Below are 26875 nucleotides of genomic sequence, written 5' to 3'. Positions count from 1 at the left end.
CCCGCGCCCAGCCCTGGATCTGGGGGCGACCACCACCTCAACCTCGGGTCCTGCGCCGCACGTTCGTCTACCGGCTATGAGGAACGCAGCACTAGTGGCGGACGGCGCGCGTTCTTGCAGGAGCTGAAGGAGGATCCGGGGTCGTTTCAGCTGGACACGTTGCTGGCGGAGATCATGAAGCTTGAGCGGGTGAAGGCGATCGGTCTTCCGGCCGCATTATTCGAGGGGGTCTCGGAGAAGGTCGTAGCGGGCTGGCGGGCACGGGCGATGAAGATGTACCCCTCCGATTTCGAGGCGGCAGCGGCGCCCATACGCATCACGCTACTGGCCGCGCTGTGCCGGGTGCGGCAGGCGGAGCTGATCGACGGGCTGGTGGAGCTGTTGATTCAGCTCGTGCACAAGATCAGTGTGCGGGCGGAGAAGAAGGTCGAGGGCGAGCTCAACGCCGAGTTCCGGCGGGTGCAGGGCAAGAGCGGGATCCTGGTGAAGCTCGCGACGGTGGCGCTGGAACTGCCGGAGGAGATCGTCCGCAAGGCCCTATATCCGGTGGTCGGTGAGCGGACACTGGCCGACATCATCGCCGAGGCCAAGGCGAACGAGAAAGAGCTCCGCACCCGGGTGCGGACCAAGCTGCGCGGTTCCTACTCCCACCACTACCGGCGCGGCCTGCCCAAGCTGCTCAAAGCGGCGAGGTTCCGCTCCAGCAACGACACCTTCAAGCCGGTCATGGACGCCCTGGACCTGCTGAAACGGTACGACGGCTCCGACGCCGACTTCTACGCCGCCGCCGAGGCGGTGCCGCTGGAGCACGTGGTGCCCGAGGACTGGCACGACGCGGTCCTCGACCCCGACAGCGGCCTGGTGGAGCGGATCCCGTACGAGCTGTGCGTGCTGGTCGCGCTGCGCAAGGCGATCCGGCGCCGCGAGATCTGGGTGGAGGGCGCCAACATCTGGCGTAACCCCGATGAGGATCTGCCCGCCGACTTCGAGGACAACCGGGACGTGCATTACGAGGCGCTGGCCAAGCCCCGCGACCCGGCCGACTTCGTCGCCGATCTGCAGAAGCGGCACGTGGCGGCGTTGGACCGGCTGAACAAGGGGCTGAAGAAGGCCACGACGGGCGGGGTGAGCATCACCAGGAGGAAGGGCGAGCCGTGGATCAGCGTGCCGCCCCTGGGCAAGCAGATCGAGCCGGAGAACCTGGAGGCGCTGAAGGAGGAGATCGCCCGCCGCTGGGGCGTGATCGACCTGCTGGATCTGATCAAGAACGTCGACCACGCCACGAAGTTCACCGGCGAGTTCACCTCGGTGGCCTCGCGCACAGTGACCGACGCGAAGGTGCTGCGCCGCCAGCTGCTGTTGTGCACCTTCGGGCTCGGCACGAACATGGGGATCAAACGGGTCGCCGACGGCACCGCGGCGATCGAGGGGATGGAGGCCGACACCGAGGCCGCGCTGCGCCGGACCCGCCGGCTGTTCGTCAACCGCGACAACTTGCGCGCCGCGATCCGCACGGTGGTCAACAAGACGCTGGAGGTGCGCGACGTCTCGCTGTGGGGGCCGGGCACGGCGTGCGCGTCGGACTCGCGCAAGTTCGGTTCCTGGTCGGCGAACTTCGTGACCGAGTGGCACCAGCGCTACGGCGGCGCCGGGATCATGGTGTATTGGCACGTCGAGCGCAAGAACGTGTGCATCTACAGCCAGGTGCGATCCACCACGGACTCCGAGGTGGCCTCGATGATCGAGGGCTTGCTCCGTCATCTGACCAGCGCGGAGATCGATCGCCAGTACACCGATACCCACGGAGCTTCAATCGTTGGCTTTGCGTTCTCGCACTTGCTGGACTTCAAGCTGCTGCCCCGGCTGAAGAACATCGGCTCGGCCCGTCTGTACAGGCCGGGCCTGACCGAAGGCGAAGCCTGGCCGCAGTTGGAGGGCGTCCTGTCGGGAAAGACCATCGACTGGGAATTGATCGCCAACCAGTACGACCAGATGATCAAGTACGCGACGGCGCTACGGCTGGGCACCGCCGAGGCCCATCAGATGCTGCGCCGCTTCACCCGCGGCGGCCCCAAGCACCCCACCTACCGGGCCATCGAAGAACTCGGCCGAGTGATCCGCACCGTCTTCATCTGCGACTACCTGGCTGAAGAGGAACTGCGCCGCGAAATCCACGAAGGCCTGAACGTAGTGGAGAACTGGAACTCGGCCAATAAAGACATCTTCTATGGTAAGGCCGGTGATCTGACCGGCGACGACCGCGAACACGTCGAGGTCTCCGCGCTGGCCCTGCACCTGGTCCAGGCCGCGATCGTCTACCTGAACACCAGGATGGTGCAGATCGTCCTCGCCGAGCCGAAGTGGCGAAAGAAGCTCACCGACGCCGACCGGCGCGCCCTGTCGGCTCTCTTCTGGTCCCATCTGAACCTGTACGGCAAGTTCGAGCTCGACATGAGCAAACAGCTCGACCTCGAGCCGGCGCCGGGCGCTGAGGGTCAACAGTCAGATGGTCCGCTCTGAGCAACGAACGATCTCGGGGGTGACCCCGGGCTCCGGCGTAGTGGATATTTGTCCGGTTTCTCGATCATGCGAGATCCAGGACGGCAGCCCGGAGGCGACGGTGACGACCTTGAGGGTGCGGCGTTCCTCACGCCCATGCCCGCGGTGCCTCATGCAGTCGTCCTCCGGTCTTGGTCAGCACCGGGTTAGGTTGGTCGGGTGAGGACCTATGAGGATCTGCCAGCGGAGCTGGTGACCGAGCGGCTGCAGATGCGGCGGTGGGTGCCGTCGGATGCCGAGGAGTACCGCGGGTTATGGCTTGAGCGGGATACACGAGTGCCGCCGGTACGGCAGATCGACGCCGAGGGACGCCCGACGGTCGAGGACATCCGCAGCTGGCTCCTCGACAATCCGCTGGCGGCGGATCCGGGGCTCGGGTTGCTGCCTATCGAGCTGCGAGACACCGGTGAGTTCATTGGGTATTGCGGATTGACTGTCGGCCAGGGATCTTTCGACGAACCTGAGATCGCGTACGAGCTGGCACAACGAGCTCACGGCCATGGTTACGCGACAGAAGCCGCCCGTGCGGTCATCGAAGCCGCGACTCGAACAGGACGTCGACGACTCTGGGCGACCGTGTGGGAGTGGAACGCACCCTCGTTCCGCGTCCTCGAGAAGCTCGGTTTCCACCGAAGCGACCGCATCACCGAGGACGCCGAACACGGCAACACGATCTGGATGACGCGCGTACTCGACCCGAGGTAGAGACGTGAGCACCGGCCGCGATCCACTCCCCGAAGAGCACCCTTATTAGGTGATCTTGCTAATGCGGTTGCTAACAACGGCCTCGAACAGCCGTGGACACTGGTAACCCGGGATCTTGGCGAACAGGCTGCTGGCCAGGGCCACAGCGACATGTCGGTTACCGCTTAGCTGTCCGTTTCGTAGCGTGACTGCTTCGGGCCATTCAAAGAGCTTGGAGAGGTGCCTGGGGGCGAGAACAACAGGCACGATCTTCGAGATCATGAGATAGGCCGCCTGTACACCAGCCGCATGCGCAAGGGCGTCAAACCCATCCCCATCGAGGAGTACCGCGGTATCGGCCAGCCCTGGAGACACCCCTGACGACGAAAGCCCCGATCCGCCGGAGCCTTCGCCGCCGCGAGACTGCGGTGGAAGATCCAACAGCACTCAAGGCTCTGAACTGGGAAGACGCTTGCTAGCGTTCAATTTCGACCGGACGACCCAAGACCCCTACCGGGTCCTACGCCCTGTCCAGGGTCTTCTTTGGCTGGCGGCGCACGGTGTCGCCCTTCAGGTGCCCGTACACCGTCGAGCGCGGCACCCCGAACAAGTCCGCGATCTGCTGGACGGTCTTGTCCCGCGTGTCGTACAGCTCCTGGGCGAGGGCGGCCTGGTCGGCGGTGAGCTTGGGCCGGCGTCCACCGACCCGGCCGCGGGCACGGGCGGAGGCCAGGCCGTCCATCGTGTTGGCCACGATCAGCTCGCGCTGCAGCTCGGCCAGGACCGACAGCATGCCGAACATTGCCCGGCCCTCCATCGTGTCGGTGTCGATGCCCTGCTCGATCACATGCAGTCCCACCCCGCGCATCCGCAGGTCCGCCCCAAGGGTGACCAAGTGCAGGACTGAGCGCGACAGCCGGTCCAGCCGGGTGACCTTCAGCGTGTCGCCCTCGCGCAGCAGCTTGAGAACCAGGTCGAGGCCGGGCCGGGAGGCCTTGGCGCCACTGGCCTTGTCCAAATGGATGTCATTGCGGTCGACGCCCGCGCGCAGCAGCGCGTCGATCTGATGGTCGGGGTTCTGGTCGGCGGTACTGATCCGCGCGTAGCCGAAGAGCACTGTCGAAATCTACTTCACGTACCGTTCACCGACATTGATTTTCGACACGAGTTATCGACAGCACTCACCTGCGATTCCGTGATCGACTCGGCGAGTGTCGAAAGACGGTCGTTATTCGACACTGGGGACCAACCTGGCAACCACAAAGAGTAGCGATGATTACACAGAGCTACTTTGCCCCTGGTGGCGGCGACCCGAGTGGAGGGCCGATGAGACCGAGCGGGTTCTGCCGCTTTGTCGGTCCCCTGTGACACGGTAGGCCGGCCATCCAAGATCGTATGACGGGAGACCGCATGGCCAGCTGGCGTGAAGTCGCCGAATCGGCACCGGAGTTCGCCGCCCGGGTTCGGAAGTCGTTCGAGTCGCACAAGCACAAGACCATCGCGACATTGCGCAAGGACGGTTCACCGCGAGTCAGCGGTATCGAGGCCTACATCGTCGACGAACTGTGGTTCGGATCGACGCCTGGCGCCTTGAAGGCCCGCGACCTGCAGCGCGACCCACGCTTTGCTCTGCACGGCCCTCCGGTTCTCCTCGGCGTCGACGATTCCGCCATCTCATCGGGCGACACGAAGTTGTCTGGGCACGCGGTCGAGGTCACGGACCGCGACCAGATCACACCGATGCCGGCCGCGCGCGGCTTCGGTCCCGACGCTTTCAGCGAGTCCCATTTCTTTAGGGCCGACATTCGAGAGGTCGTATTGACGCAGCTCGAGGGATCTGCCATGGTCATCGACCTTTGGCGCCCAGGCCGGGGACTCCACCGCCTCAGACGCGCATAGGCCGTGACCCAGCATCGCCGGTTCACCCGGTCATGCTGGCAGCGGCTGAGAGGTTTTCTTGTTTTCGGGGTTAAGTGATCTTGAATCCACCAGACGCCTTTACATTGTAGATTAATAAGCGGGGGACGATGATCCTCCGGCGAGCCGCCGCCCTCAGGGTCGCGTTTTCGCCGCCGACGTCCGCGAGGCTCCTCGTTCCCCGCCGCCCTACTCGGCGACCAGGTCCAGATCGGTGATCCGATGCCGGAAGAACTCCCCTTCCCGCCATCGACCTGTACCGAAGAGCCATCCCCCTCCCCCGCCCGGGAACGGTGACCCCGTCGAAGGCCACCCGACCGGTGACCTCACCCCGGAGGGTACGACCCCCAGGACCCCGAGGGCGGCCTCCGGGGAGGATCGGACCGGATTCCGGCGCCAGAGAGATGATCTTGACGACGATTCGGCGACGACGGTGCGGATCTTGCCGCCGCCCTGGCCTTTGCCGCGCCCACTCCGGTTCTCCCGCCGGCCCCGAGCGGAGGAAATTCCACCCCTCGGGAGCCTGCCTACGCCGTATCCACTCGTTTCTCGAGCACTACGGCCACTTCCTCCACCACCGACCTGCCGGCGTCCGCCGCAGCCAGCCTGATACCCCTAGAAAAGGGTGAATCCACCGTCCATCACCATCACCGAGCCCGTCATGAAGCTGGATGCCTGGCTGGCCAGAAAGACCACCGCCGGGCCGAGCTCCTCAGGCAGACCGTACCGCTTCATCGCGGCGGGCTCGACGCACCATTCGCGGTACTCCGGCTGGTCCACGGGGGACGCCTCGGTGAGGATGTAACCGGGGGCGAGCGCGTTGACCCGTATCCCGTGCGGTGCCCACTCGGCGGCCAAAGCCTTGGTCAGCTGGTGCACCGCCGCCTTGGAGGCCAGATACGCGGGCTGCCACCGGGGCCGGTTGACGATCATGGCCGACATGGAGCCGATGTTGACGATGCTCCCACCGCCCCGTGTGACCATCTGCGCGCCGACCGCTTTGCTGCAGTACCAGACCCCGTCCAGGTTGGTGGCCAGCACTTCGCGCCAGAGCTCGTCGGGGGTGTCCAGAGCCGACCGGCCGATACTGATGCCGGCGTTGTTGACCAGTACGTCGATCGGACCCAGTTGCCCGCTGACCAGCTCCACCATCCGATCGACCTGAACCGGATCGGTCACCTCAAGAGCGACCGGCAGTGCCGTGATCCCGGAGGCTTGAAGTTCACGAGCCGCTCGCTCGGCGGCCTCGAGGGTTCGGGCGGTCACCGCGACCGCCGCGCCCGCCTCGCCCAGCGCCTGGGCCAGGGCCCGGCCGATGCCGCGGCTGGCTCCGGTGACCACGGCGACCTTGCCCTGCAACGAAAATGAGTCCAAGACGGTCATGTTGTCTTCCTGTCGGTTGGCTGTCGTGCGGTCCAGTGCAGCGTCATCGAGAATTGCAACGGCGCTCCGGGCTCGACGATCTGATAGTGGTGGGTGTTCAAGCCGTTGACCGGTCCGGACAATGGTTCGACACAGATGGCGTCGGCTTTGGTTTCGCAGACGATCCAGTGACCGGCCGCGCTGGCGACGGTCAGGTCAAGGGTCGGCCAGCGAAGGACCGGTGAGCTTGCGACGGCGGTGAAGGAGTCGTCCCATGGCCGCGGGCCGGTGGAGGCGGACAGATGCTGCGGGATGCCGTCTTCATCGCAGACATAGCGCAGGCCGGGTTCAAAGCGGTAGGTGAGTTCCGGCCCGCCGTCGATCCTGCGCCTGAACCACGGGTGGAAACCGACGATCGCCGGCATGGTGCGGCGTTCGTTGGTCACCGTGGCGCGTACCGTCAGCGCGTCCGGCGTCAGCTCGAATTCCTGCCGCACGGCGCCGCCGAACGGCCATCGCCCGTCCAGTTCGATATCGATGGCCGCGGTGCCGTCGACGGTCCAGGGGCGGTCGAAGACGAGACCGTGCAGGGCATGCGGGGCGAGATTCGCCGGTACCGTCCACTCCCGCCCGGCGAACGTGAACCGGGCCCCTTCCAGCCGGCCGACGAACGGCGCCATCAGGAAGCTGCCGTGCATGATCTGGTCCAGGCCGGATGGGCCCGCGCCGCCGGCGCCCAGCAGCTCCGCGTCGCCGACTCGCAGGGACGTCAGGCGACCGCCGTCGGCGGGGTTCACCCGGATGGCGGCGTTCCCGGCGGTCAACTCGATCATTTGACGCTCCCCGCGGTCAGTCCTCCCACCAGATGCCGCTCGATGGTGATGAACAGCGCCACGACGGGTACTGTCGCGATCAGCGAGGCGACGAAGAGGTACTGGTAATTGGTCTGGTTGAGGCCGACCAGTTGCTGGATGCCGACCGGCAGGGTGACTCGGCCGTGGGTCGGGTCGTTGAAGACGGTCAGCGAGATGACGAACTCGTTCCACACCTGGATGAAGGTGAAGACCAGCGCGGTCACCAGACCCGGGCGCACCACCGGCAGCATGATGCGCAGCATCCGGCGCACCGGCCCGAGCCCCTCCATCATGGCCGCCTCCTCGATCGCGAGGTCGATGCCGGCGAACTGACCATTCATGATCCAGGTGACGAAGGCGAGGTTGAACGCCGCGTTGACCACGACGATCGCCCAGTACTGGTTGACCCCGTCAACGTAGATGACCTCCTGGTAGATGCCGACGACCAAGGCGACCGGGGCGAGGACCTGCGTGACCAGCACAAGGTTCAGGAAGGCCGTCCGGCCGGTGAATCGGTTGCGGGCGGTGTAGTACGCGGCCGGCACCGCGATCAACAGGACCAGCGCGGTCGAGGCGGCCGCGATGATCAGACTGTTGCGCAGCAGCGTGGTGAGCGGCAGCACATCCCACACGTTCGCCCAGTTGCTCCATTCCCAATGCCGTGGCAGGTAGGTGGCGGGCACCGCGTAGAGGTCGGCGCCGTCCTTGAACGAGGCCAGGAACATCACCGCGTACGGGGCCAGGAAGAACGCCGCGACGGCCAGCCCGACCAGCGGCAGCACCACCGGGCGCAGCCGCGGCCACACCCTCCGGTGCACCCGGTCGGACACCGCTACCGAAACGGGACCTGCCGGACGCCGTCGGCCCCATCGTTCGCTCAGCCGGTCGGTCAGTGCCGCCCAGGTGCGGCCCAGCCACGACTGCCGCTCCCGGGTTCCGTTGACCGCACGCAGGTACAGCAGTACCACGACGATGAGTATCAGGACGTTGAACACCGACAGCGCGGCTCCCTCGCCGGTGTTCAACTGCTGCCGAAAAGCGATCTTGTACGCCCAGGTAAGGGTGGTGTCCGAGAAGTTCCCCGGATTGCTCCCGGTGATGACCCAGATCACCGGGAACGAGTTGAAAACGTAGATGGTGACCAAGATTGTGGCGATCACCAGGGCCGGGCGGAGCAGTGGCAGGGTGATGTACCGGTATGTCTTCCACGGGCCGGCGCCGTCCAGCTTTCCGGCCTCGTACACTTGCGCATCGATCGCCTGCAACCCGGCCAGCAGCACATAAGTGGTGAACGGGATGGTCACCACGATGCCCACCCCGACCACCGACCAGAAGGCATACCGAGGGTCCTGGTACCAGCCGATCGGTGCGCTGATCACGCCGAGGTCCATCAGGAACCGGTTGACGATCCCGTTGCCGCCCTCGAGCATGTACCGCCACACCGTCGAGGTCATCACCAGCGAGGTCGCCCAGGGCACGATCAGCGCCCAGCGCACCAGGCGCCGCCCGAAGAACTGCTTGTTCAGCAGCTGTGCCAGGCCAAGTGCGACAACGATGGACACGCCGACCACGAGCAGCACCCACACCACCGTGTTGCTCAGAACGTTGACCAGCGCCGGTTCGTCGAACAGGCGGCGGTAGTTGGCCAACCCGGCGAACCCGTGGCTTACTCCGGTCTCATCGGTGAGCTGCAGCGATGTCCATACCATCCGCAGCGCGGGCAGCGTGATCACCGCGGCGATGAGCAGGACGCTCGGCGAGATCCAGGTCAGCGACCGCCATGTATGGTGCCGCATCCTCGGTGCCACCGCTCAGCCGCCGTTGCCCTGCGTGGCTGCGGTCTGAACCTGGTCCAGAACCGACTTGGTGTCCGCCCCCGGAGTCAGCGCGGTGCCGAGCTGCGCCTCAAGGGTGCCCTGCGCCTTCGGGAAGCCGGGGTCGGTCGACGGGTAGAACTTCGCGATCGGCAGCAGATCCAGATACGGCGCGAAATCGGGCTCGCTCTTCAGGGCGGCGGACGCCGTTTTGGTGGTCGGCAGGAAACCCTGGCTTGTCAGGAAGCGCACGTAGTTGTCGGTCTGGTAGAAGAAGTTCAGGAACTTCGACACGGCTTCGGTGTTGCCCGGGTTCTTGAACGACACCAGGTAGTCCTGCACCCCCAGGGTGAACGGCTTGGTGCCGTTGTTCACCGGGATGGGGGCGATGCCGTAGTTGACGGTGGAGTTCCACTGCTTGAACAGGCTGGGAGCGAAGCTGGCACCCATGATCATGCCCGTCTGGCCGTTGGCGAACGGCCGGAAGACCCCGTCGGTGCGGTTCGTCTGACCCGGGTTGGGCTGCGTCACCTTGTAGACGTTGGCGAGGCAGCTGAGGAAGTTCAGGCTCTCAACGTTCCGCTGGCTGTTGACGCTCCACTGGTTGTCCGACTTCCAGTCGCCGCCGTTGGACCACATCCACAGAGACCACTCGCCCTGGTTCTCCTCGCCGCCCAGAGGCAGACCGTACCCGGTGTACCCGGCCTCCTTGATCTTCTGTGCGGAGGCCACCAACTCGGCCCAGGTGGTCGGGGGCTGGCTGATCCCCGCCTTGGCGAAAATGTCCTTGTTGTAGAACAGTGCACGGGTGCTGGCGATCAGAGGCAGGCCGTACTGGCTGCCCTGGTAGTAGCTGTTCTCCTTGAACGACGGGATGAAGTCGTTCCCGACCGTCGGGGAGACCAGTGAGTCGATCGGCTGGAGCAGTCCGTTCGCGGCCCACCCGGAGAACTTGTTCTGGTTCAGGATGTCCGGATACTGCTTGGTCTGGATCATCGTGCTGACCTGCTGGTCGATGTTGTTCCAGTCGATGATCCGGATGTTGACCTTGTATCCCGGGTTGGCCGCCTCGAACTTGCCGGCAAGGTCCTTCCAGTACGCCTCGGTGGTCCCGGTGTAGGCCCCGCCGACGAAACTGATGGTCTTGCTACTCGCCGCGGCCTTGGACAGCCCGGTTTCGAGCGACGCCTGCTCGATGTGGAGGCTCTGGCCGCCTCCGCCCGGCTGCTTCAGCGACGTGCCGGCGCCGGCCGCCGCCCCGCTCGTGATCTTGTCGCAGCCGGCCTGGTCAAGGGTGGTCCCCGAGGCGGAGGAACCGCCCGCCGAACAACTTGTGGCCGCCAGCACCGTGCAGACGCTCATCAGCGAGAACAGCTGAGCCCTACGCCTTACTTTCATGTCACACCGTTTCCTGCTTGAAGCTCTACCTCGCCGGGGGTGGGTCAGAGTCGCGAGGTTAGTTAAGGGTAACTACATACCTAACGCTGTCAATAGGTTTCGGTCCGCAACATTAGAGGGTTTGTGCTCCAACACATCAGGTAGATCGCCCAAGTTGCGGATCCCCGCCGTTCGTGCTCGAATCGGTATGTCAGAGGCCCATACATACCCGGTGAGGACGGTGGGGCGGTGTGGCCACCTAGCGAGACACCCCGGCCCGGGCAGCCGACTGGGCGGCAGTCGACCGTCCTGATGACCTCGGTCAAGGCCGGGCGGGTCAATCAGGGCCGGGTATTGCAGGCGCTTCACGACTTCGGGCCGCTGTCCCGGGCCGACCTGGCCCGGTTGGCCGGGGTCAGCCGGGCCACCATCGGATCGATCGTGCAGCCCCTCCTTGAGGGCGGGCTGCTCGTGGAGGGCGAACCACAACGGGGCGCCACCCCCGGCGGCAAACCGGCCAGGCCGCTGTGGTTCGCTCCGGACAGCCCACCGCTGGCCGCGGTACACCTCGTGCCCGGCTGGGTGGAGGCCGCGCTGGTGAGCGCGGACGGCAGAATACTGGCCGCCGCCAGCGGGCGTTTCCAGGTCACCGCCCCTGCCGCCACGGTGGTCGACTGTGTGGTCGACCAGCTCAACACGGTCCTGGCGGGGAGCACGGCCCGGGCTCTCGGCGTGGGTATCGCGGTCGGTGGCATCGTCGAATCGACCAGTGGAACCATCGTCGCCTGCAACCTGATGCCGGAGCTTTCCGGGCTTCCGCTCGGGCCTCTGGTCTCCGAGCGGGTCGACCTGCCGGTCCACCTCGACCTGCATCCCCGGGCCCAGGCCGTAGGCGACCGCTGGTCCGGCCCCGGCCGAGGCGAACAGTCCTTCGCGTCCATCTACATCGGCGAGGCGATCGGCGCGGGCCTGTTCCTCAACGGTGCCATCCACTGCGGACCGGCCGGGGCCGGCGGCGAGATAGGGCACACCGTCGTCGATATCCGTGGACGAACCTGCCGATGCGGCCAGCGCGGCTGCTGGGAGACCATCGCCACGCGCGACTGGCTGCGCGAAGAGGCCGCCCGGCTACATCTACCGGCCGCGCAGGCGATGACCACGGCACTGCTGGCCGGCCTGTCGGCCGCCGGCAACGCCGACGCCGAGGAACTGTTCGAACAGTACGCCCGCAACCTCGCCCTCGGTGTGGTGAACCTGCAGCAGATCCTCGCCCCGGGCCTGTTCATCCTGCACGGCGACGTGATCGCCGGTGGTGAGGCGCTACGCGGCCGCGTTGAGCGGCAGGCACGCAGCTACCTTCCGACGCGATCCGCGGCCGAACCACAGATCACCTTCGGCTCTGCTCATGACCGCACCACCCTGCTCGGCGCAGCCGGCCTGGTGCTGTCCCAATCCTTCCCGCTCGTCGGCTGAGCCGACGCCCAGAGGAGGAGGACGACATGTCAGCGGTTGCGTGTCACAACGATCGCCGGCGCGACTCGTATATTAGGGAAAGATCACGTACAACCACGCCCGCCCTGGGCGCGCCGCATCGGGTGTTCCGTCTAGATCGGGAGGGACTGTAGCGTGCAATCGGAGTGGACACGCCCGGAGGCAACGGCCCCGCCGTCCCGTCCTCACTCGCCGCTGATCTCCCCGAACACGGTCAGCCAGGTGAATCGCGCCCGAGTACTGCAGGCGCTCTACGATGTCGGCCCGCTGTCCCGCGCCGACCTGGCCCGGCTCACCGAGGTCAGCCGGGCAACGATCGGCTCCATCGTGCAGCCGATGATCGACAGCGAGATGCTGGCCGAGGGCGATCCCCAGCCCAGCAGCGCGGTCGGCGGCAAACCGTCGCGCCCGCTGTGGTTCTCCCCCAACAGCCCACCCATCGCCGCCGTCCACCTGCTGCCCGGACACGTCGAGACCGCGCTCGTCAGCGCGGGTGGCACGATCCTGACCACGGCGAGACGCGAGTACCCGGCAGACACCCACGACGCCGACCTGGTCGTCGACGCGGTCACCGACGCGTTGGACGAGCTGTTCGCCCCGAACCGACCGGCCGCCCTCGGCGTGGGCATCGCGGTCGGCGGCATGGTCAACACCGACAGCGGCACCATCGTGCAGGTCAACCTGGCTCCCGGCCTGGCAGGCCTGCCGATCGGTCCGCTCATCGCCGACCGCACCCGCCTGCCCGTCTACGTCGACCTGCACCCGCGCGTCCAAGCTCTCGGTGACCGCTGGTTCGGGCAGGGACGCGGGTTATCCACCTTCGCCTCGCTCTACGCCGGAGAGGCACTCGGCGTAGGACTGGTGCTGAACGGTTCGGTACACCGCGGGCCGGGCGGCGCGGGTGGCGAGATCGGGCACAGCATCGTGCAGGTCGACGGCCTCCCCTGCCGCTGCGGTCAGCGCGGCTGCTGGGAGACCATCGCCACACACCGCTGGCTGCGCGATGAGGCGGCCCGGCTCAATCTGCCCTCGGCGCCCACATTGACGGTCGGGCCACTGACCCGCCTCGCCGCCAAGGGCCACCCCGGGGCGGCTCAGTTGTTCGACCGGTATGTCGACAATCTCGCCGTCGGCATCACGAACATCCAGCAGCTTCTCGCCCCCGGGCTGTTCATCCTGCACGGCGATGTGGTCGCGGGCGGCGAAGCGTTGCGCGGCAAGATCGAGTGGCGAGTACGTCAGCGCACCGCCGCCCATCCGGGCAGCCAGCCGCAGATCGCGTTCTCCGCCCTGCACGACGACTCCACCCTCCTCGGCGCCGCCGGACTTGTGCTCTCCCACTTCCTCCAGCTCACCCCCTGAGACGGCCTCCCGAGAGGAGGCGCAGGGCAGAAAACGTCCGCGATCCCTCCCGGTCCTGCGCCGTAAGAGATCGACCGAAAGGAGTCGGCCGGGTGTCGACCCTCTCCAGGCGCGTGGGCGCGGCCCGGGTCTCGGCACGCGGCAGGCGCCCGATCGCGGCGGGCACCGCGACCGGCGCGGTCGTCGCCAATGAGCTGCGCAGTACGGCGCCGGCGTATGGATCGTCACGTCCCGATCCCCCGGATCAGGGCTGTCTCACGGCTGACGGATCGTGGACCGATCACATCCCGCCGACATCGTCCGCAGGACCGCGGACACAGACGAGCGGCGAACAGCGCGGCGTCCTCGCCCGCCGGCCCGTCACTTCGCCTGGGCGAGCCAGACCGCGTCGGGACCGGCCGGGAACCGCAGCTGGCCGGTCGTGTCGTGCACCGCTCGCCACACCGTCTCGGCGACGTCGCTCTCCTTGGTGAACAGGTCCCGGCTCGTGACGTCGTCCATGACCTTCTTCACCCACGGTACGTAGGGCGCCGGAACCAGATCCTCCAGCGGCCCGCCGTTCGTCGCCCTGGCTGCGAAGTTCGTCGTCAGGCAGGCGCCCGGCTCGACCGTCTTCGCCCGCACGCCGAAGGGCGCGAGCTCGAGCGCGAGGGATGCGGTGAACCCCTCAACGGCCATCTTGCTCGCCTTGTAGACGGCCGAGAGCGGCATGTGCCCCAGCACCACGCTGGAGGTCACGTTGACCACCACACCGCTGCCGCGCTCACGGAACCGGGGAAGCACCGCCTGCGTCGTCGCCATGACGCCGAACGTGTTGGTCTCGAAAACCTCCCGCACCCGGGCCATGGGGGTGCCCTCGAACACACTCATCGACGGGACGCCCGCGTTGTTGACCAGCACGTCGATGGGCCCCACCGCCTCGAACACGCCGGCGATGCTCTCGGGCTCGGTCACGTCGAGCTCGACGATGCGGAGCCGGTCCGACTCGGGCAGGACGCCCGCACGCGGCGTCCGCATCGTGGCGATGACGTTCCACCCCTGCGAGTGGAAGTAGAGGGCGGTCTCCCGCCCGTATCCGGAGGAGGTGCCGGTGATCAGGACTGTCTCCATGCTGTGCCCCTTGCGATGCGATGGGATCCGCGGATGGACGGGGGTCTTCCCGCTCAGCGGAAGAAGCGGTGATCCCATTGAATCGCTCTGACCTGCGGAGACAGTAGAACTATCCTCGCTCCCTCTTGCACAATCCTCCTTTGTGGTCCACTCCTGCTCAGGGCAGGACGCCCGCGGGGGTGCGTACGGTGTCCCGCAGGCGGGCCGCGTCCCGGCTCGGGGGCGCGCCGAACTGACGGCGGTACTCGCGGCTGAACTGCGACGGGTTGTCGTAGCCGACGCGGTGGCCGACCCCGGTGACATCGCCCGGGTGGGTGGCGAGCAGCAGCCGGGCCTCCTGGAGCCGGATCTGTTTCTGGAACTGGATGGGGCTCATCGCGGTCACCGCCTGAAAGTTGCGGTAGAAGGCGGAGACGCTCATGCCGGACAGACGTGCCACGTCTTCGACCCGGAAGGGTTCCGCGTAGTGCTCGCGGATCCAGCGCACGGCCCGGGAGACATGGCTGAGGCCGCTGTCGGCGAGGCCGAGCTGGCGCACCGCCGCACCCTGCTCGCCGGTGATCAGGCGCCACAGGATCTCGCGTTTGACCAGCGGGACCAGTACGGCGCGGTCGCGGGGTTCGTCGAGCAGGCGCAGCAACCGGACCGCCGCGTCGAGCAGCGCGGGCGGGGCGTCGCTGACGGCGATCCCGGACGGCGCGCCTCCACCGGCGCGGGGGATGTCTCCGGGACCGGCCTGCAGCAGCAGTTCGGCGACGGCGGACGGTTCCAGCGTGAGACCGAGGCCGAGGGCCGGCTGCTCGGGTCCGGCCTGGGTGAACTGTCCGGTGACGGGCAGGTCGACGGATGCGACCAGGTACTGCCCGGCGCCGTACTCGTAGACCCGGTCGCCCAGCGCGAGGCGTTTGGCGCCCTGGGCGATGACCGCGAGCACCGTGCCGGACATGGAGGGGGCCGGCGGATCCAGCCTGTCGACCTTCGAGATCAGGACGCCGTCGATGGCGGTGGTCCAGTCAGGACGGGCGTGCCGGGCCAGCAGGGTGCGGAGCTCTTCGAGGTGCATGCGTCCATTGCAACACCGTTCCGGGCCACAGCTCCCACAACTGCGAGGATCATGCAAGTACGAGCGAGTATCGTTCTAACGTTTTCGCAGGTCACCTCGGTTGAATGGAATCACCTCACTCCACCGCCGAGAAGAAGGAATCCATGATCGCCGACTACGGGTTCAACGCCGTCCTGACCGCCAAGCCCGGAATGGGCGACCGGCTGGTCGCCCTGCTGCTGACCGGCCTGAACGAGGGCAGCCCCGGCGCGAGCGAACACTGCCTCGTCTACCTCGTCTCCCGTTCCGTGTCCGACCCCGACGTCGTCCACGTCACCGAGGGGTGGACCAGCGAGGAGGACCATCACCGGATCTTCGCCGGCGAGGCCGCCCAGGCCATCGTGGCGCAGATCGACGGACTTCTGGCCAAGGAGTCCGAGTACACCGACTACGTCCCGGTCCGCGGCAAGGCCGCCTTCTGAACCCCGGATCGATCCCCCGGCCTGCCGCCGCCGCGCCCGCCGAGACGCCCCCGCCCCCGCCCTCCTCCGACCGTCGGAACCACCCCCGCGAAAGGCAACTACCATGACCACGGCACGCCCCGGCCTGGACCCCGAACTTCGTGAACTGCTGGCCGACATGCCGCTGATGTCCCAGCTCAGCCCGGAAGTGCTCGCGCAACTGCGTCGGCTCCCCTCGACGCCTGTCGAGTCCCTGCTCGCACATCGGCAGGCCGACCGGCGCGAGATCACCGTTCCCGCCGAGGACGGCGCCCCGATTCCCCTGTCGATTTTCAGCCCCGCGAGCACCGATCGCACCACCGCCGCTCCCTGCGTCTACTGGATGCACGGCGGCGGGATGGTCATGGGCGATCGCTTCTCGCAGATCGACATCCCGCTGGAATGGCTCGACGAGTTCGGCGCGGTCGTGGTCTCGGTGGACTATCGGCTCGCCCCCGAGGCCACCGGCACCGCCCTCGTCGACGACTGCTACCAGGGACTGCTCTGGATCGCCGGACACTCCGAAGAGCTGGGCATCGACCCCGCCCGGATCGTCGTCGCGGGCGCCAGCGCCGGCGGCGGTCTCGCCGCCGGCGTCACCCTGCTGGCCCGCGACCTCGGCACCCCGGCGATCGCCGCGCAGATGCTGATCTGCCCCATGCTCGACCACCGCAACACGAGCACCTCCAGCCGCCAGTACTCCGGCGGGCCCGGCGTCTGGACCCGCGAGATGAACGAGTTCGGATGGCGTGCCGTCCTCGGCGACCTCACCGGCGACGAGGTGTCCGAGTACGTCTCGCCCGCGCTGGCCGACGACCTCTCGGGCCTGCCGACCACCTACATCGACACCGGCTCCGCCGAAGTCTTCCGCGACGAGGACACCGACTACGCCACCCGCATCTGGGCGGCCGGCGGCCAAGCCGAACTCCACGTCTGGGCGGGCGGCTTCCACGGGTTCGACGCCCTGTACCCGCAGGCACACATCTCGGCCACAGCCCGCCGAACCCGCACCGACTGGCTCGCCCGGCTCCTGCTCCCGAACTGACACCGTCCCCCGCTCGTGGGCCGGCCGGTGTCCGAACTTCGCCGGTCTCGCTCGCGGACTCGGACGACGCAGGCGGCACCGTCGCCGCGGGTGACCGGCTGGGCCCGGCGGCCGTTCCGGTAGCGGGCGGAGACCGCCGGCCCGTCCAGCTTGGGTTCCACGCCCCAGGCCGTGACCGGATGCCCGAATTCCACAAGCTGAAACTGTCGGTGCCGAGCGACATGATGGGATCATGACCGACACGCCCCCCAGCACTTTCCTTGCTGATCAGACCGCCTATGCCGAAGCCGTTCAGCTCGCTCTGGACGCCGCTGCGGCCTACTACCGCGACGGCACGTCCACGCTGGACGACGACGCCTACGACCGGCTGGTTCGGGGCATCCAGGCATACGAGACCGAGCACCCCGACGAGGTGCTGCCGACCTCGCCAACGGGCAAGGTGGCCGGTGGCGCGGTGGTCGGCGACGTGCCGCACACGGTGCCCATGCTGAGTCTGGGGAACGTTTTCGGTTCCGAGCAGCTGGTCGACTGGGCCGCGTCGCTGGAGCGCAGGCTGGGCCGCCCGGTCACGGCATGGAGCGTGGAGCCGAAACTCGACGGGCTGGCGATCGCCGCGCGTTACCGTGGCGGGCGGCTGGCGCAGCTGGTCACCCGGGGTGACGGTGTCGCGGGTGAGGATGTGAGCCACGCGATCGGCACCGTCGTGGGGCTGCCCGCCAGGCTGGCCGAGCCGGTCACGGTGGAACTGCGCGGTGAGGTGATGATGACCACGTCGCAGTTCGAAGAGGCGTGCGCCAAGCGCCAGGCCCATGACGGCACCACGTTCGCCAGCCCGCGCAGTGCCGCCGCCGGCACGCTGCGCGCCCAGGACCGGCCGTATGTGTGCGAGCTGACGTTCTTCGGCTACGGCGCGCTGCCTCACCCCGACGACACCTCCGAGCCGGCCGTACGACTGCGCGAGCTGCCGCACAGCGAGGTCATGGCGTGGGTCGCCGCCCAGGGCGTGCAGACTCCCGCCGTCACCGACGTCGGCGGGATCGTCGCCTCCACCCTGGAGCAGATCCAGGAGCGGGTCGAGCAGATCGCCACGGTGCGGCCGGAGCTGCCGTTCGGCATCGACGGTATCGTGATCAAGTGTGATCTCGCCGCCGACCAGGCGCAGGCCGGCTTCAGCTCGCGCGCTCCCCGGTGGGCGATCGCCTACAAGCTGCCCGCCACCGAGAAGATCACCAAGCTGGTCGGCGTCGAGTGGAACACCGGCCGCACCGGGATCATCGCCCCGCGCGCGGTGCTGGAGCCGGTCGAGCTCGACGGGTCCATCGTCACCTACGCCACCTTGCACAACGCCTCCGACATGGCGCGTCGTGGCTTGATGCTCGGCGACAGCGTCGTCGTCTACAAGGCCGGCGACGTGATCCCCCGGGTCGAGGCGCCCGTCGTGCACCTGCGCACCGGCGCCGAGCAGCCGATCCCTGTCCCGCAGGTCTGCCCGAACTGCGGCGATGCGATCGACGCCTCCCAGGAGCGGTGGCGGTGCGTGCGCGGGCGTGCCTGCCGGGCGATCGCCTCCATCGGCTACGCCGCCGGCCGCGACCAGCTCGACATCGAAGGGCTGGCCGAAAGCCGCATCCAGCAGATGCTGGACGCCGGGCTGATCGCCGACTTCGCCGACCTGTTCTCCCTGACCCGCGAGCAGGTGCTGGGCCTGGAACGGATGGGCGAGACCAGCACCGACAACCTGCTGGCCGCCATCGAACGGGCCAAGGAGCAGCCGCTCAGCAGGGTCTTCTGCGCGCTGGGCGTGCGCGGTACCGGCCGTTCCATGAGCCGCCGCATCGCCCGGCACTTCGGCAGCATGGACGCCATCCGTACGGCCGACGCCGAGGCGATCCAGGCGGTGGAGGGCATCGGTCCGGAGAAGGCACCCGTCGTGGTGGCCGAGCTGGTCGAGCTCGCCGACCTCATCGAAAAGCTGGTGGCGGCCGGGGTCACCATGACCGAGCCAGGCTGGACACCACCCGCCGGCCCCGATGCCGAGACGGACCCGGAGGCGGGTGACACGTCCGAGCTGCCGCTGGCCGGGATGACGGTCGTGGTGACCGGCTCCATGACCGGCAAGCTGGAGGCACTGTCGCGCAACCAGATGAACGAGCTGATCGAACGCGCCGGAGGCAGATCCTCCTCCGGCGTCTCGGCGAAGACGTCGCTGCTGGTGGCCGGGGAGAAGGCCGGTTCCAAACGGGCCAAGGCCGAAGGCCTGGGGGTGCGGATCGCCTCCCCCGAGGAGTTCGCCGCCCTGATCAGCGCGTTCCTGTAAGCAAGAGGACGGCGCCCTCAGTCCCGTTCCATGACTCCCAACCTCACCACCGCGGGTTCGTGGACCGGGCCCGACCGGCAAGAAGAAGGCATGGACTTCGGCATTGTGCGCGGCGGCATCGATGAGACCGTTCAGCCCATAGACGCCACGGTGTTCGAGACCGGCGAGTCCGTGGTTCGCCTGGACGTCGACGGGCACATTCACAGGTAGACGGCAGCGGCGGCCGTGGCCACAAAGGCTCACAGCGGCAGCAGCCAGCCGAGCATCACCGCCGCCGTCGCGACCACCGCGGCGGGCGCGTGCAGGACGAGCGGACCGAGGTCCGCCGCTGCAAGGGCCTGGACATCCTCGCCGAGTGCAGGATGCGCGTCCTCGCCGGCGACACACCGTCCTCCAGCAAACTTCCGCAGACACTTACCGCTTAACCTGCAGAAACAGGATCACGCGGAGATCAACTCATACACCGCTCCGCTGGACGCGACCGTGACGACCACACTCTGGAGTCGGGAATGAAAGCCATCCGTTTCGCTCGGCATGGGGAGCCGGCCGAGGTTCTTACCGTCGAGGATCTGCCCATCCCCGAGCCCGGTGAAGGGCAGGTGAGGGTCCGCATCCTACAGACGCCGGTGAATCCGTCCGATCTCCTGTATGTACGGGGACACTACGCGGGTGTCCAAGCACATTTCCCGGCGCCGACCGGATTCGAAGGCGTCGGCGTTGTTGAAGCTCTCGGGCCGGGGGTGAAAGAGGTAACCGAAGGGCAACGGGTATCGGTCGTCAACGGCCAAGGCGGCAACTGGGCCGAATACGCTGTCGTCCCCGCCGGTGACCTGTTCCTCGCGCCCGACGAGATCCCCGATGACCAAGTGGCCTCCTTCGTCATCAATCCGGCCTCCGCCATTCTCATGGTCCGCCATGTTCTGGCGGTCCCCGAAGGGGAGTGGCTGCTCCAGTCCGCAGCCGGGTCCGAGCTCGGACGCATGGTCATCAGACTGGCCAAGCGGGATGGCATACGTACCGTGAACGTCGTCCGCAGACGCGAATCCGCGGAAGAACTGGAGCGACTCGGCGCTGATGTGGTGCTCGTCACCGCCGACGGGCCGATCGACGAACAAGTACGCAAAGTCGTCGACCCGGCGGGCGTCAAATACGCCATTGACCCTGTGGTGGGAGAAACCGGCACGCAGATCTTCAAGTCACTCCACGAAGACGGACGCATGCTGGTCTACGGCTCTCTCACGGGCGAGCCGATCCGCGTCGGTGACGACCCGCGTTTCATCCTGGCCGGTCGCCGAATCCTGGAGGTCTACTGGCTGGGATACTGGCTGCCAAGGCTCACGGAAGCGCAGCGAAAGCAGCTGGGCCAGGACATCACAGACCTTATGCGTGAGGGAATCGTGGAAACCTCTCCCGGGCGCAAATACTCTCTCGACGAGATCGACGAGGCTGTCGTTCAGGCGGAGCAGAAGGGCAGGCGGGGAAAGGTGTTCCTTGTCCCCGGAAACAAGTAGTGGGCGATCGTCGAACGCGGCGTTGGCATCCTCGCTCACGAGGGCCTGGAGGCGCTCGCCGGATCACATGCCGACCGACGACGAGCACGTGCTCCGCGCGATCCATATCGCGGTCAGCAAATCGCCCGCATGACCGACACCGGTCACGGCGGCAAGCGCGACGCCGACTTCCGCCGCGTCCTCGAAACACACGCTCCGAACCGCTGCCGCGAGCCACTCGGGCATGAAGATCACGATCTACGACTGGAGTACCAGGGCCTGCCTGGAGGCGGCCGGAGTCGAATGCGACTGCTCGTGCCTGGGCGCCCACCACGGCCAGGACTCCGACGGCTGGTTCGACCGAACCGGAGACGTGGTGGTGGCCGACCCGTTCGGCGGCGAGGTCTTTTTCACCGACGGTGAGTCCGCCTGGGTGCGGCACGACGGGGTCGATGCGCAGCTGGTGCCCACTTCCGCCACCCAGTTGGCAGACGTCAACCTGGACCCGCCGTTCCCGAGCGCGCCCGGATTCCGGGCCGTGGACCTGCCGGCCCACGCCGAGTTCGTCGAGCGGTTCCGGCCGCGGGTCGTGTCTACGACGTTGGCGCTGGCCTGGGTCGCGGCCGGCAAACGCGCCGCGTACGTCACCGATGGCGGTGACCTGTCCGGGAGCGTGCATTTCGCCGCCGGCATCGCTGTGTGCCGGGCCGCCGGCTGTGTGGTCACCGGGATCGACGGTGCCCCGATCGGGCAGGCAGGCCACGGGCTTGTGGTGGCCGCCGACGCCGAGACCCACGGGCTGCTGATGTCGATGATCCGCAGCTGAAACCAGTGCTGTGACCGTATCTCGCCGGGCTGGGTCAGGCTGCGGTCTTGAGCGGTCGTTCACCCCGGCGGACGCTTTTCTCGCTGCGGATGCGGGCACGTTCCTTGCCTTCGGCGGCCAGGATGTCGCGGTGCCGCGTGTTGGCGCTGCACCAGCACAGGTAGGCGTGCAGGGCCCGGGTCTGGAAGGTGCTCGACCTGAGTGAAAACGGCCTGAGCTAGGTACCCGAAACGGCCTGAGTCAGGTACCCGACTCGTTGGGAAACCTCATCGCCCTCACCGAGCTCAACCTGAGCGAGAACTACCTGAGCGCCGTGCCCGATCCGCTGAGAAACCTCATCGCCCTCACCAGACTCAACCTGTCCATGCTCGGGGTGCAGGCGCCGGAGTTCTTTCCCACGCTCGAACTGACGACATTGCCCGAATGGCTGGGCAACCTCACCAACCTCCCCGAACTCCACCTGGTCGGCAACCAGCTCCCCCCTGCCCGAAACACTGGGCGACCTCACCGGCCTCACCGAACTCGAATTGCGGGCAACCGGCTGACCGCCCTGCCCGAAACGCTGGGAGACCTTGTCAGGCTCACCCATCTCGGCCTGGCGAACAACCGGCTGACCACCGTTCCCGAGTCGCTCGGCGGCCTCCCCGCCCTCACCTGGGTCGACCTGTACGGTAACCCGTTGGTCGCCCTGCCCGAATGGCGGAGGGAAATCCACCTCCGCACCGGAATCGACGCCGACGACCGCTGAGCGGCCGCTCCGGGGCCCGGGGTTGAGGAGGACCGCGCCCGGCTCCTCATGTCGTACGACATCGTGGCCGACGACGACCACGGCGGCATCGGCGCCCGCGGGGCGACATCGGCCACGGCGCCGCCGCGCCGCAGCGCCGCGTCGTCCGGCGTCCGGCGCCGCGTCGTCCGGCGTTCGGTGTTCGGTGTTCGGTGTTCGGTGAGGAGACGGTGCCGGGTAGCTGCGTCCGGGACCTCCGTGAGCACGGTTGTGCCCTATCGGGAGTCGCGGACGTGGACCTGCTCCCCGTTTTCGACCATGTTGTAGAGGGGACGCGCGTTGTGGAGCGGAAGGCGGATGCATCCATGGGACGCGGGGCGCCGCGGGACAAGTTCGGAGCCGTGGAAGCCGATGCCGTCGTTGAAGTAGACGGTGTAGAACTGGTCGCCCAGGGGCCCGCTGGTCCATCCTGACGTCCGCCACCAGGCACGGAAGTCACCGGTGGGTGTGACGGCGACCCCGCAGCGGCCGTTCTTGCAGTACGGCTTGCCGGTGCCGGTCGAGATGTGCGAGACGAGCACGGGCCGGTCGTCCCGCCACGCCGTGAGCAGCTGGCGGTGTAGGTCGATCTCCACCCTTGAGGGTTCTCCTGAGCGCACCAGTGGCCTGATCCGCGCCGGGTGGGAGAGCGCCTGCCAGGTCGCCGGGTCGACCCGGTCGACGGGGGGCAGCCCGTTCGCCTTCTGGAAGGCCCATACGGCCATGCGCAGGGCGGAGCCGTACTCGTCGCCGGAGCCTCCGGGGTTGAACCCCAGCCGGTCGAGGCGGTTGCCGACCTTCTGGACCAGGGGCCCTCTGTCGCCGAGGTGGAGGGTGGGCGTCTGCAGCGGCACGGGGACATCCCCGGCCGGGGGGGTGCCTGCCGGGCCGGGGGTGGAATGCCCGGCCCGGTACGGAGACGCGATGCCGGTACGGGTGAGGTCCAACGGCAGGCACGACGTCAGCGCGAGAACCATGCCGGCGATCAGGAGGCACTTGATGTTTCTTCGCATTTTCCGCTCATCTACTCGGGAAATCAATTAGAAGGAATGCGAGTGCTTGCGGCTCTGCACGACTGAACGCACCAAGCCGACGGCTTCCCTGGCGCAGCCCCAGGAAAAGCTGAACCCGGCGCCGCCGTGCGCGAAATTGTAGACAACCTGATCCTCGTCATCCCATTCCAGGCAGACGTTCTCCTGACGGAATGGCCGCAACCCGGCCCTGACCGGCTCTTTGGGGTCTATTTCGGCGTTTCGCAGTGCGGGCATGAACGCCAGGCAGCGCTCATACATCTCCCGTACGGGTCCGTGGTTCTCCAGGTCGATGCCGGTGTCCCACTTGTCCCTCTCCGCCAGCCCGCCGAGGACGAGGAGCTCCGGATTGCGCGGCACGATGAAAACGATGTCCTGGCTGTCCTCGCCCTCGACGTGGGAGACACAGTGGGCCTCATCGATCCGGGGACCGTGGATCCCGCCGTTGCGAACACGCACGAGCGCGCCGCGCAGCGGATACATGCTGACGCCGCGGAGCCGGGCGGTACCGAGTCCGGCGCAGCAGACGATCACCTCGGCGCCGAACCGATCGAGGAGATCGGCTCTGCAGTCGGCCAGCAGCCCGTCGATCCGATATCGCTCGACCCGTACCCCGTGGATTTTGACCTGCCGCATCAGCCACTCCATGTACTGATCGGTGTCGATCATGGGCGCCATGTGGGAGTAGGCGTCGACCACGCCGTAGCCCGGACTGACACCGTTGCGTTCGGCGAGCGACCGGTCGCGGACGAAGCCGCGCACCTTCCCCGCGAGCTCCCGCATCTTGTGCAGATCGGACGGGTTCTCCTCGATGGGACACCGGAAATAGAAGTTGGACCTGCGCATGGCCACTCCGGGAACCCCGGCCCGGGCCAGCTTCTCGAACATCTCGTACGAGGTCATGCACCAGTCCTTGGAGCGGGCCAGTGAGACCTGGTCGTGGTGGTAACCGCACACCGCGGGCGGCCACTCCCACAGCGCGCCCGCGACGACCGAGACGATGTCCGGTGCGAACCTTTCGGCGACCACCGTGACGCGGAACCCCTCCCTGGCCAGACACAGCGCGGTCGTCAATCCACTCACGCCGGCCCCGACGACGAGCACCTTCCCTGAATCCCCACGCACCTTGGAACGCCTTCTCTCTTGATTCAACCGGTTTGATCGCTTTTTGGCACGACTGACCGTGAGAGGCTGTCGCGACGAACAGCGAAACCTGTCCAGGGTAAAGCCGGGAACCGATGAATTCCGGAGTGGAGAGGGGTTTGGAAGGTAAGAAAAACAACCGCAGCCGAAGGAAAGCCATTACCAGTCGAGGAAACAAACCCGATCAAAGCTCGCAGGATACGGCCGGATCGTCTCCACGCCGCGAAGGAGCAGACGCGCACAAGCTCGCGCTCACCGCCGCCGAATGAGCCGAAAACATTACGGCGAACCGGTCTCGATTCCGGTTTTGGGCGGCCTCCGCGAAATAGACCACAAGGCATGAAACGAGGATCTTTGTCGCCTCCGCCGCGTGGGGCGCAGCGCTCCGCCCGCCCGGCCTCAGCCTCAGCCTCAGAAGCGCACGGATTCATCCCGGGTGACCGTGGCGACGGCGAGGACCGCGTCGATGAGCGCGCCCTCGACGCTGCCCGGCGCAGGGGGCGGGAGCTGCGTTTCGGCCAGGGTGAAGCCGACTGCGGCGCTCTGGTCGGGACGCACGTCCGGCACGCTGTCAGCGGTGTGGGTGACGGCCAGTGAGCAGTAGTCCTGGCCGAGCATGCGCCGCAGGTGCAGGCCCACGGGCAGCACGGTGAACGCGCCGCCGAACTCCAGTGCCGTCTTCCGGATGTGGTTGTTGTGCGCCGCGACCACGATCCGTGTGCCGGGTTCGGCGTGCTCCAAGTGCCAGCGCACCGATTCGGCCAGGTAGATCTCGCGTACCGGCAGATCCGCGGTCATGCCCCGGCCGGACGGCAGCGCGTTCTGCTCCGCGGGGTCGAGGCGGGCCCAGGCGGGTGCCGCCGCGGCGCCGGAGCCGGAGCCCTGGAGGAACCCGTCGCCGATCTCCAGTGAGGCTTCGAGCAGGGGGAGCGTGTCGGGATCGACCTCGTGCAGGTAGTCGGCCACAGGTCACCGTCGTCGCCTTCGCCTTGGAGCCATCGGTCGAGCGGGAAGGCTTCGCTGAAGCCGGACTCGAAGGCGAAGACGGTGAACCCGCAACGCTCGGCGAGGAAGCGGAGGACACGCTGACGGGCTCGGGAGAACTCCTCGACGAAGTGGGCGTTCTCGCCGACGGCGACGACGTGGGCTCCGCCGACGATGTCCCGGAGGACTTCAAGGTCATCGAGAGGCTGGTGCGGGTCAAGGGTGCCGAGGGTGCCGAGGGTGCCGAGGGTGCCGAGGGTGCCGAGGATGGTGGCGTGCTCGCGGAACCAGTCGGCGAGCACGTTCACGGGAAGAGAAGACTGGTCGGTCGTGGGGTGAATTCCTTTCACAGCCGGTCGAGAAAGTCGCGGACGGCGGCGGCGAAGCCGTCCGGGTCGTCGTCGTGGGCCCAGTGGCCACAGCCGGGCAGCTCCCGCAGTACGGTGTTCGGCCGTCGCTCGGCCATCTGTCTGACCATCGTGGCGGGCAGGATGAGGCTGTCCGCGCCGTGCAGGAGAAGGGCGGGGCAGCTCGAACCGAGCCAGTCGGGCCACCAGTCGCCGACCAGTGCCTGCTGGGAGTTCATCATGTCGGCGTGGTCGAACAGGAAGCCCCAGCCGTCGGGGTGCTCGACGGCGCTCTCCAAGAAGTAGCTCGCGTCGGGGATGCCGTGGGCCTCGACCTGCCTGCGCAGCTCACCAAGGGTGACGGTACGGCGGGGCCAGCCCCGCACGTCCAGGACGGGGTGAGAGATCTCCGGTTGCCGGTTGTAGGCGCCGCCCTCCTCGACGATCAGGGCGCGGACCAGGTCCGGGTGCCGGGCGGCGAGCTGGTAGGCGGTGACCCCGCCCATCGAGTGGCCGAGCGCGACCACCGGGCCGAAGCCGAGGTGGCGCACGAACGCGGCGGCGTCGGCGACGTAGGCGTCCCGGCTGAAGTCGCCGTCGGTGTCGCTGTGGCCGTGACCGCGCTGCTCCAGCGAGATCACCCGGTAGGCGGGGGCGAGGGCGGCGGCCAGTGGGGCGAACATCCTGGCCCGGCCGAAATGCCCGATCACGGCCAGCACCGGGATGCCGTCGCCGCCGAGGTCCACGTAGGCCAGCCGCCGCCCGTTGACGAGCGCGTACCTCTCGGCGGGGCCTGCCGCGGTGGTTGTCATCGCCGTTCCTCCTTGGGGTCGTGGTGATGCGGATCTGTCAGG

The 26875-nt window shown here is 67.5% G+C and carries 25 protein-coding genes and 1 pseudogene; 12 read left to right on the top strand and 14 right to left on the bottom strand.

Annotation, left to right across the window (positions count from 1 at the left end):
- Together AB0N02_RS43495 and AB0N02_RS43490 are read left to right on the top strand one after the other, a co-directional pair.
- The coding region (locus AB0N02_RS43495; RefSeq protein ID WP_363960162.1) for a Tn3 family transposase at window positions 1-2520 on the top strand (2520 nt) is incomplete at its 5' end.
- Between the two features lie 198 nt (window positions 2521-2718).
- Complete coding sequence (locus tag AB0N02_RS43490; protein ID WP_363960159.1) at window positions 2719-3264, top strand: GNAT family N-acetyltransferase; 546 nt, start codon at window positions 2719-2721, stop codon at window positions 3262-3264.
- A 45-nt stretch (window positions 3265-3309) separates the two neighbouring features.
- On the opposite strand, the gene AB0N02_RS43485 is transcribed toward AB0N02_RS43490, so the two are convergent.
- A complete protein-coding gene (locus AB0N02_RS43485; RefSeq protein ID WP_363960156.1) occupies window positions 3310-3690 on the bottom strand; it encodes a hypothetical protein in 381 nt (126 codons plus the stop codon).
- 73 nt (window positions 3691-3763) lie between these two features.
- Entirely contained in the window at window positions 3764-4360 is a 597-nt protein-coding gene (locus AB0N02_RS43480) for a recombinase family protein (protein ID WP_363960153.1), read from the bottom strand.
- Window positions 4361-4653: 293 nt separating this feature from the next.
- Here AB0N02_RS43480 and AB0N02_RS43475 point away from each other — a divergent pair, with 293 nt between their 5' ends.
- The gene (locus AB0N02_RS43475; protein WP_363960150.1) at window positions 4654-5142 is read left to right on the top strand and encodes a pyridoxamine 5'-phosphate oxidase family protein; all 489 of its coding nucleotides are present in this window, start codon (window positions 4654-4656) and stop codon (window positions 5140-5142) included.
- 633 nt (window positions 5143-5775) lie between these two features.
- Here AB0N02_RS43475 and AB0N02_RS43470 read toward each other — a convergent pair.
- Genes AB0N02_RS43470 through AB0N02_RS43455 form a run of 4 tightly spaced genes read right to left on the bottom strand, consistent with a single transcriptional unit; the run spans window position 5776 to window position 10588 of the window.
- A complete protein-coding gene (locus AB0N02_RS43470) occupies window positions 5776-6543 on the bottom strand; it encodes an SDR family oxidoreductase (protein WP_363960147.1) in 768 nt (255 codons plus the stop codon).
- On the bottom strand, window positions 6540-7355 hold the full coding sequence (locus AB0N02_RS43465; RefSeq protein WP_363960144.1) for a hypothetical protein: 816 nt from the start codon (window positions 7353-7355) through the stop codon (window positions 6540-6542). Before AB0N02_RS43465 ends, AB0N02_RS43470 begins: the two co-directional genes overlap by 4 nt.
- Window positions 7352-9172 (bottom strand): ABC transporter permease subunit, encoded by a 1821-nt coding sequence (locus AB0N02_RS43460; protein WP_363960141.1) that lies wholly within the window; start codon window positions 9170-9172, stop codon window positions 7352-7354. Before AB0N02_RS43460 ends, AB0N02_RS43465 begins: the two co-directional genes overlap by 4 nt.
- A gap of 15 nt (window positions 9173-9187) precedes the next feature.
- A complete protein-coding gene (locus AB0N02_RS43455; protein ID WP_363960138.1) occupies window positions 9188-10588 on the bottom strand; it encodes an extracellular solute-binding protein in 1401 nt (466 codons plus the stop codon).
- 291 nt (window positions 10589-10879) lie between these two features.
- On the opposite strand from AB0N02_RS43455, the gene AB0N02_RS43450 reads away from it, so the two are divergent.
- Both AB0N02_RS43450 and AB0N02_RS43445 read left to right on the top strand, forming a co-directional pair.
- Entirely contained in the window at window positions 10880-12040 is a 1161-nt protein-coding gene (locus AB0N02_RS43450; RefSeq protein WP_363960135.1) for an ROK family transcriptional regulator, read from the top strand.
- A gap of 240 nt (window positions 12041-12280) precedes the next feature.
- Window positions 12281-13420, top strand: coding sequence for an ROK family protein (locus AB0N02_RS43445; protein WP_363960132.1), 1140 nt, complete (start codon window positions 12281-12283; stop codon window positions 13418-13420).
- A 360-nt stretch (window positions 13421-13780) separates the two neighbouring features.
- On the opposite strand, the gene AB0N02_RS43440 is transcribed toward AB0N02_RS43445, so the two are convergent.
- Together AB0N02_RS43440 and AB0N02_RS43435 are read right to left on the bottom strand one after the other, a co-directional pair.
- The gene (locus AB0N02_RS43440) at window positions 13781-14530 is read right to left on the bottom strand and encodes an SDR family oxidoreductase (RefSeq protein WP_363960129.1); all 750 of its coding nucleotides are present in this window, start codon (window positions 14528-14530) and stop codon (window positions 13781-13783) included.
- Between the two features lie 157 nt (window positions 14531-14687).
- Window positions 14688-15593, bottom strand: a complete 906-nt coding sequence (locus tag AB0N02_RS43435) for an AraC family transcriptional regulator (protein WP_363960126.1) — start codon at window positions 15591-15593, stop codon at window positions 14688-14690.
- A 104-nt stretch (window positions 15594-15697) separates the two neighbouring features.
- On the opposite strand from AB0N02_RS43435, the gene AB0N02_RS43430 reads away from it, so the two are divergent.
- The 5 genes from AB0N02_RS43430 to AB0N02_RS43410 all read left to right on the top strand — a co-directional run bounded on the left by AB0N02_RS43430 (window position 15698) and on the right by AB0N02_RS43410 (window position 20945).
- Complete coding sequence (locus AB0N02_RS43430; RefSeq protein ID WP_363960123.1) at window positions 15698-16054, top strand: antibiotic biosynthesis monooxygenase; 357 nt, start codon at window positions 15698-15700, stop codon at window positions 16052-16054.
- A gap of 103 nt (window positions 16055-16157) precedes the next feature.
- Window positions 16158-17117: an alpha/beta hydrolase gene (locus tag AB0N02_RS43425; RefSeq protein ID WP_363960120.1), complete on the top strand. Its 960-nt coding sequence runs from the start codon at window positions 16158-16160 to the stop codon at window positions 17115-17117.
- Window positions 17118-17349: 232 nt separating this feature from the next.
- Window positions 17350-19434, top strand: a complete 2085-nt coding sequence (gene ligA / locus AB0N02_RS43420; protein ID WP_363960117.1) for an NAD-dependent DNA ligase LigA — start codon at window positions 17350-17352, stop codon at window positions 19432-19434.
- Between the two features lie 299 nt (window positions 19435-19733).
- On the top strand, window positions 19734-19859 hold the full coding sequence (locus AB0N02_RS43415; RefSeq protein WP_363960114.1) for a hypothetical protein: 126 nt from the start codon (window positions 19734-19736) through the stop codon (window positions 19857-19859).
- An 84-nt stretch (window positions 19860-19943) separates the two neighbouring features.
- The gene (locus AB0N02_RS43410) at window positions 19944-20945 is read left to right on the top strand and encodes a zinc-dependent alcohol dehydrogenase family protein (RefSeq protein WP_363960111.1); all 1002 of its coding nucleotides are present in this window, start codon (window positions 19944-19946) and stop codon (window positions 20943-20945) included.
- Window positions 20946-21008: 63 nt separating this feature from the next.
- Here AB0N02_RS43410 and AB0N02_RS43405 read toward each other — a convergent pair whose 3' ends face one another.
- Entirely contained in the window at window positions 21009-21170 is a 162-nt protein-coding gene (locus AB0N02_RS43405; protein ID WP_363960108.1) for a hypothetical protein, read from the bottom strand.
- Between AB0N02_RS43405 and AB0N02_RS43400 the strand changes: the two genes are divergently transcribed.
- Complete coding sequence (locus AB0N02_RS43400) at window positions 21169-21750, top strand: inositol monophosphatase family protein (RefSeq protein WP_363960106.1); 582 nt, start codon at window positions 21169-21171, stop codon at window positions 21748-21750. The genes AB0N02_RS43405 and AB0N02_RS43400 overlap by 2 nt on opposite strands.
- Window positions 21751-21784: 34 nt before the next feature.
- Here the strand turns inward: AB0N02_RS43400 and AB0N02_RS43395 are convergent.
- Window positions 21785-21946, bottom strand: a pseudogene (locus tag AB0N02_RS43395) (IS630 family transposase); the annotation flags it as partial.
- A 60-nt stretch (window positions 21947-22006) separates the two neighbouring features.
- Here AB0N02_RS43395 and AB0N02_RS43390 point away from each other — a divergent pair.
- Window positions 22007-22498 (top strand): leucine-rich repeat domain-containing protein, encoded by a 492-nt coding sequence (locus AB0N02_RS43390; RefSeq protein ID WP_363960104.1) that lies wholly within the window; start codon window positions 22007-22009, stop codon window positions 22496-22498.
- Between the two features lie 254 nt (window positions 22499-22752).
- On the opposite strand, the gene AB0N02_RS43385 is transcribed toward AB0N02_RS43390, so the two are convergent.
- From AB0N02_RS43385 to AB0N02_RS43370, 4 genes are all read right to left on the bottom strand, one after another.
- A complete protein-coding gene (locus AB0N02_RS43385; RefSeq protein ID WP_363960101.1) occupies window positions 22753-23529 on the bottom strand; it encodes a L,D-transpeptidase family protein in 777 nt (258 codons plus the stop codon).
- Between the two features lie 27 nt (window positions 23530-23556).
- Window positions 23557-24651, bottom strand: coding sequence for an FAD-dependent oxidoreductase (locus AB0N02_RS43380; protein WP_363960171.1), 1095 nt, complete (start codon window positions 24649-24651; stop codon window positions 23557-23559).
- Window positions 24652-25101: 450 nt separating this feature from the next.
- Entirely contained in the window at window positions 25102-25656 is a 555-nt protein-coding gene (locus AB0N02_RS43375) for an erythromycin esterase family protein (protein WP_363960098.1), read from the bottom strand.
- 364 nt (window positions 25657-26020) lie between these two features.
- On the bottom strand, window positions 26021-26833 hold the full coding sequence (locus AB0N02_RS43370; RefSeq protein WP_363960094.1) for an alpha/beta hydrolase: 813 nt from the start codon (window positions 26831-26833) through the stop codon (window positions 26021-26023).
- Window positions 26834-26875 lie beyond the last annotated feature (42 nt).

The organism is Streptosporangium sp. NPDC051022, assembly GCF_040683035.1.
Taxonomy (GTDB): domain Bacteria; phylum Actinomycetota; class Actinomycetes; order Streptosporangiales; family Streptosporangiaceae; genus Streptosporangium.
This window is presented reverse-complemented; position numbering and strand designations above follow the sequence as displayed.